This window comes from Wenzhouxiangella sediminis, from assembly GCF_003410055.1.
Classification (GTDB): domain Bacteria; phylum Pseudomonadota; class Gammaproteobacteria; order Xanthomonadales; family Wenzhouxiangellaceae; genus Wenzhouxiangella; species Wenzhouxiangella sediminis.
Genome location: NZ_QUZK01000011.1, coordinates 1 through 4,692 on the forward strand (window position 1 = coordinate 1; position 4,692 = coordinate 4,692).

A 4,692-nucleotide genomic window follows, 5' to 3' on the forward strand; every position below is an offset into this window, starting at 1 on the left:
AGTAGCCCGGAAGGCCCCGGATCAAGTCCGGGGCGACAGGAGTCTTCCGAAGCGACGCAAAGCGTCGCCCCGGACCCCGATCCGGGGCCTACCAACCGAAGCCCCCAACCGCAAGAAGACACCGAGACGCCAGACCGTCGTCCCGGCAGCAGCAAAGCGGAGAGCCGGGACCTTCCAACCGAAGGCACCAGTAGCCCGGAAGGCCCCGGATCAGGTCCGGGGCGACAGGCTGCCGCGGACTCGCAAGCCAACACGCCTTCGGACCCCGCTCCGCCAATCGAGGCCCGCATCCAACACTTACTCGACAATTACAGCCTCCAGTTCGCCGTCGGCAACCTCGACGGCCTGCTCTCACTGCTGGCCGCCGAGCCGCGCGAGAACCGCAACCGCGGGCGCGCCTGGTTCCGCGACAACTACGGGCGGCTGTTCGACGAGTCGGCGGCGCGGCGCATCGACATCGAGGTGCTCGACGTCAACCGGCGCGCGCAGGACTGGCGCGTGGCTGCGCGCTTCGACCTGCGGGTCAACTACCCCGACCGCGAGCCGGCCACCGCCGAGCGGCGCGTGGAATACTCCATCGTCGAAGACGCCGAGGGCCGGCTGCGCATCCGGGCGATCGATTACTGAGCCCCGGCGTGGTCGGTTGACGCGGTCATACCCTGGTGATACCTTGCGGGCATGAAGATCGCCATTTCACTTCCGGACCCGGTTTTCCAGGCCGCCGAGCGCTTTGCCAAGGAGCGCGGCATGGCGCGCAGCCAACTGGTTGCCGAAGCGCTGGAGGCCTACCTGGCGCAGCACGGCGCCGAAGCCATCACGGCCCAGCTCGATCAGGTGTACGCCACGCAGGACTCGGAACTCGACGAAGCCTGGACCCAGGTGCAATCGACGCTGCTGCAAGATGAAGCGTGGTGAGATCTGGTGGGCGAGCCTGCCCGAGCCTTCGGGATCGGGCCCCGGGTTTCGCCGCCCGGTCCTGGTGATCCAGTCCAATCCCTTCAATGCCAGCAAGATCGCGACGGTTGTCGTGGCGGTGATCACCTCCAACCTGCGTCTGGCGGCCGCGCCCGGCAATGTCCGTATCGCCCGTTCCGAGTCCGGCCTGGGCAAGCCTTCGGTGGTCAACGTCTCCCAGGTGCTCACGCTCGATCGCTCGCTGCTGACCGAGCGCGTGCGGTCACTGTCACCGGCCCGCCTCACTGAGATCAATCAGGGCCTGAAGGTCGTGCTGGGGCTTTGATGTCGGCATCGCAGCAGTCCATGGATGTCCGCCACCACCGCCGGCAACGGCGCCGCCGAGTGCAGCGGCGCGAACGTTCGGGAACCCGGCTGCGGACGGCCGCGCTGCTGGTCTGCGCGGCCGTGGCCGTGCTGCCGCTGATGATGGGCCATCGCACGCCCGAGACGCTGACCGCCAGCCTGCTGATGATGGTGCTGCTGGCCTGCGGCGCGGCGGGGTTTGCGATCTGGTCGGGCGAGATCAAGCCGCCGTCGCGCAACTGGCTGACCTTCGCGGGCATCATGACCGCCCTGGTGGTGCTTTACGTGCTGCCGCTGCCGTTGCTTGCGCGACTGTTCGGGCCCTACCCCGAGACCCTGCAGGACTATCCCGGCCTGGCGCTGAATACCTGGTCGCCCGACCCCGGCGCGACGCTGCGCGGCTGGGCGGCCTTCACGGCGCTGTTCGTGTTCGCCTGGCTGGGCCGCGCCCTGCCCGGCCCGCTGCGCCACTGGGTGTTTTTATCGATCGTGGGCATGGCGCTGTTCCAGGCCGTCTACGGGCTGCTGTCGCACGCCGGAGGCGTGGACACGATCTTCGGCATCTGGCCGCGCAACAACCCCGACTGGGTGCACGGCAGCTACTCCAACCGCAACCTCTTCGGCGCCTACCTGGCGCTGACCTGGCCGCTGGCCGTGGGGCTGTGGTTCGTGCGCGGCGTGCCGGGCATCCACCGGTTACCGCTGGAGCTGCGCGTGACCGGCTCGGTGCTTTGCGGGGCGATTATTGGTGCGGCCATGCTCGGCAGCGGCTCGCGCCTGGGCTCGGCGGCCGGGGTGTTCGGCATCCTGCTGGCGCTGATGCTCTGGGGCCGCCACCGCCGGCTGATCCACGGCGCCTCGGCCTGGCCGGCCTACATCGCCGCCGCCGGCGCGCTGGTGGCCGCCACCTGGTACGGCCTGACTCCGCTGGCCGAACGCCTGCTGGCCACCACCGGCGAGGAATCGCGCCTGGAAGTCTTCCGGATCATGCTCACCGAGTTTCCCGTCGCCTGGTGGATCCACGGCGTCGGCCTGGGCGGCTTCGAGGCGGTGTTCAAGCAGTTCCAGCCCGGCGACATCCGCGGCTGGTACGACTACGCCCACAACGACCTGCTGCAATGGGGCATCGAAACCGGCCTGCCGGGGCTGCTCCTGCTCGGCGCGGTGGCGTGGAAGATGCTGCGGCGCTTCCGGATGAACACCGAGCGGATCGCCCTCTATGCCGGCCTGGCGGCCCTGTGTTTGGTCGCGCTGGGGGATTTTTCCTGGCATATACCTGGGACGCAGGTTGTGTTGGCGTTTTATATCGGGGCGTTGTTGAGATGAATAGGTTTCAGGGTTCAGGTTTCAGGTTTCAGGAAAAGAAAGAGCGCTCGTCGCCCCGGACTTGATCCGGGGCCTTCCATCGGCTGGCGCCTTCGTTTGGGAGGTCCCGGCTCTCCGCTTCGCTACGGCCGGGATGACGGGCTGGTACCCGTCAATCCGGGGCCTTCCATCGGTTGGCGCCTTCGTTTGGGAGGTCCCGGCTCGTGGGCCGGGACGACAACCCAGTAGCCCCGAATCTCTCGCGGCAAAGCCGCCCACCAATGCGAGCAGCCGCCGCCTGAAACCTGAAACCTGAAACCTGATACCTGAAACCTGAACCCCTCCCACGCTTCCCATCCCCCAACCCGAAAAGAAAAACGCCCGGCCTTTCGAGCCGGGCGTTTTTCGTTTGGGCCGCTGGAATGGGTTGCCGACCGGGGTCAGTCGTCCATTTCCAGCGTGATGCCGTCGTCGGCGATCAGGCGTGTGACCTGCGGGGCGGTCTTGTTGCCGAGCAGGCTGGCCTGGAGTTTTTCACCGGTAACCAGCAGGGTGCCGGTTGCGGCATCGTAGTCGACGGCAAGCAGGCGCTCGGGCGATGTCACCGGCTGCCACCCAGCGCGATGCCATGCGCCGCCGCTGTCGCGAACGGACAGGCGAACGAGCAGCTGCTTGCCCGCCCGAACGGCGCGGACGCGGAACACGTCGTTGCCGGCCGCGTCCTCTCCCCGCAGGAGTACCCGCGGGGGAAGGCCGCCGGCCAGGCGATCGGCAAACTGCAGCCAGGCGCCGGCCTGCTCGCGGGCGCTGTCGAAGCGGACCGCGTTGCCGGTCTGGGCCGACTCGAAGCGATCGGAGAAGATCGCGTCTTCGGTGATGACAATCTGCGTGGTATCGGTGTCCGTGGCCGTCTCGCCGCCGGAAGCGACCAGGGCCTCGACCTCGATCATGCCGCCGGCGTTCTGCCTGACATTCGCTTCGAGCACGTAGACGATCGATGCGCCGGCGCCGATCACGGCACCGCTGTCCTGCAGGCTGCCGGTTCCGGAAGAAGCGCCGCAGCTGGCACCGACACCGGCATAGCAGACCCAGTCCGCCATGAACTCATTGAATTCCGCGGGCAGGAGCGCGGTGACGTCCACATCCTGAGCGTCGTTCGGGCCGGTATTGCTGGCCGTGATGACGTAGGTATTGCGCTGCTGCCGCTCGATGGTCGTGCGGCCGTCATCGATGCTGATCGACAGTTCGATGCTCGGGTCGACGTTGGCCGTGAACACCACCGGGCTGCCGGTCAGTCCCGGCGCGGCGGCTTCCAGCGTTTGCGTCGCATCACTGCCCAGGGTCCAGCCGCCCACCTGGGCCTGGCCGTTGGCGTCGGTCACCTGGGTTGCCCCCGTGACGCTGCCGCCGCCGGAGGCCACGGAGAAGCTGACCGTGACACCCGAGACCGGGTTGTCCTGGCTGTCGGTGACGCGCACCGTCGGCAGGTCGCCGGCGGCAACCGGCTGGCCGGCCTGGCCGCCGATGGTGGTGGCGCTGACCGCCTCGATGCTGGCGGCATCGCCCTCGGTGACCTGGAAGCTCTGCTGCACCGTCGGTGCCGCGTTCCAGTTGTTGTTGCCGGGCTGTGCGGCTTCGATCGTGACCGTGCCGGGCACGCCGTCGAGCGTGACCTGGTTGCCGCTGACGCTGGCCGGACCGGAGATCACGCTGAAGCTGACCGCCAGGCCGGAGTCGGCCGTGGCCGAGACGGTGAACGGCGAGTCGTCGACGCTGCGATCGGCGATGGCGGGGAAGACGATGTTCTGGTCTGCCGACTCGATGACGAGCGTGTCGCCGGCGCTGCCGCTGTAGTCCGGCTCGTCGATGCTGGCCGCCACGCTGTAGCTGCCTGCATCGACCGGCGCGGCAGTCCCGCCGTCGTAGGTCACGACCACGTTGAGTCCGGCCGGCGTCGTGCTGACGCTTACCGGCTTGGTAGCGCCGTCGTAGGTCTGCGTCAGGTTCGACAGCGTGACCGTGGCCGACGCCGGCGTGCCCTCGCCTTCGAGCAGCACGGCATCGGGCGTGGTCGAGGCGTTGGACTCGATCACCACCTCGGCTTCGCGCGGCTGCGCGGCGCCCGGG

The 4,692-nt window shown here is 68.4% G+C and carries 4 protein-coding genes and 1 pseudogene; 4 read left to right on the forward strand and 1 reads right to left on the reverse strand.

All coding sequences use genetic code 11. From position 1 onward, the window contains the following. From DZC52_RS15435 to DZC52_RS01590, 4 genes and pseudogenes are all read left to right on the forward strand, one after another. Positions 1-627 (forward strand): annotated as a pseudogene (locus DZC52_RS15435) (hypothetical protein); the annotation flags it as partial. 51 nt (positions 628-678) lie between these two features. Continuing rightward, positions 679-915 (forward strand): CopG family ribbon-helix-helix protein, encoded by a 237-nt coding sequence (locus tag DZC52_RS01580; protein WP_116649368.1) that lies wholly within the window; start codon positions 679-681, stop codon positions 913-915. Beyond that, positions 902-1,240 carry a type II toxin-antitoxin system PemK/MazF family toxin gene (locus DZC52_RS01585; protein WP_116649369.1) on the forward strand — a complete coding sequence of 113 codons (339 nt, stop codon included), beginning with the start codon at positions 902-904 and terminating at the stop codon, positions 1,238-1,240. Before DZC52_RS01580 ends, DZC52_RS01585 begins: the two co-directional genes overlap by 14 nt. Further along, a complete protein-coding gene (locus DZC52_RS01590) occupies positions 1,240-2,586 on the forward strand; it encodes an O-antigen ligase family protein (RefSeq protein ID WP_245960736.1) in 1,347 nt (448 codons plus the stop codon). The genes DZC52_RS01585 and DZC52_RS01590 overlap by 1 nt, the downstream gene beginning before the upstream one ends. A 419-nt stretch (positions 2,587-3,005) precedes the next feature. On the opposite strand, the gene DZC52_RS01595 is transcribed toward DZC52_RS01590, so the two are convergent. Further along, a partial coding sequence (locus DZC52_RS01595) for an MBG domain-containing protein (RefSeq protein ID WP_147307577.1) occupies positions 3,006-4,692 on the reverse strand: 1,687 nt, incomplete at its 5' end.

What these genes read in the sequence shown, in the direction of transcription:
- DZC52_RS01580 (WP_116649368.1), top strand. Translation starts at nt 679, where the DNA reads ATGAAGATCGCCATTTCACTTCCGGACCCGGTTTTCCAGGCCGCCGAG.
- DZC52_RS01585 (WP_116649369.1), top strand. Translation starts at nt 902, where the DNA reads ATGAAGCGTGGTGAGATCTGGTGGGCGAGCCTGCCCGAGCCTTCGGGA.
- DZC52_RS01590 (WP_245960736.1), top strand. Translation starts at nt 1,240, where the DNA reads ATGTCGGCATCGCAGCAGTCCATGGATGTCCGCCACCACCGCCGGCAA.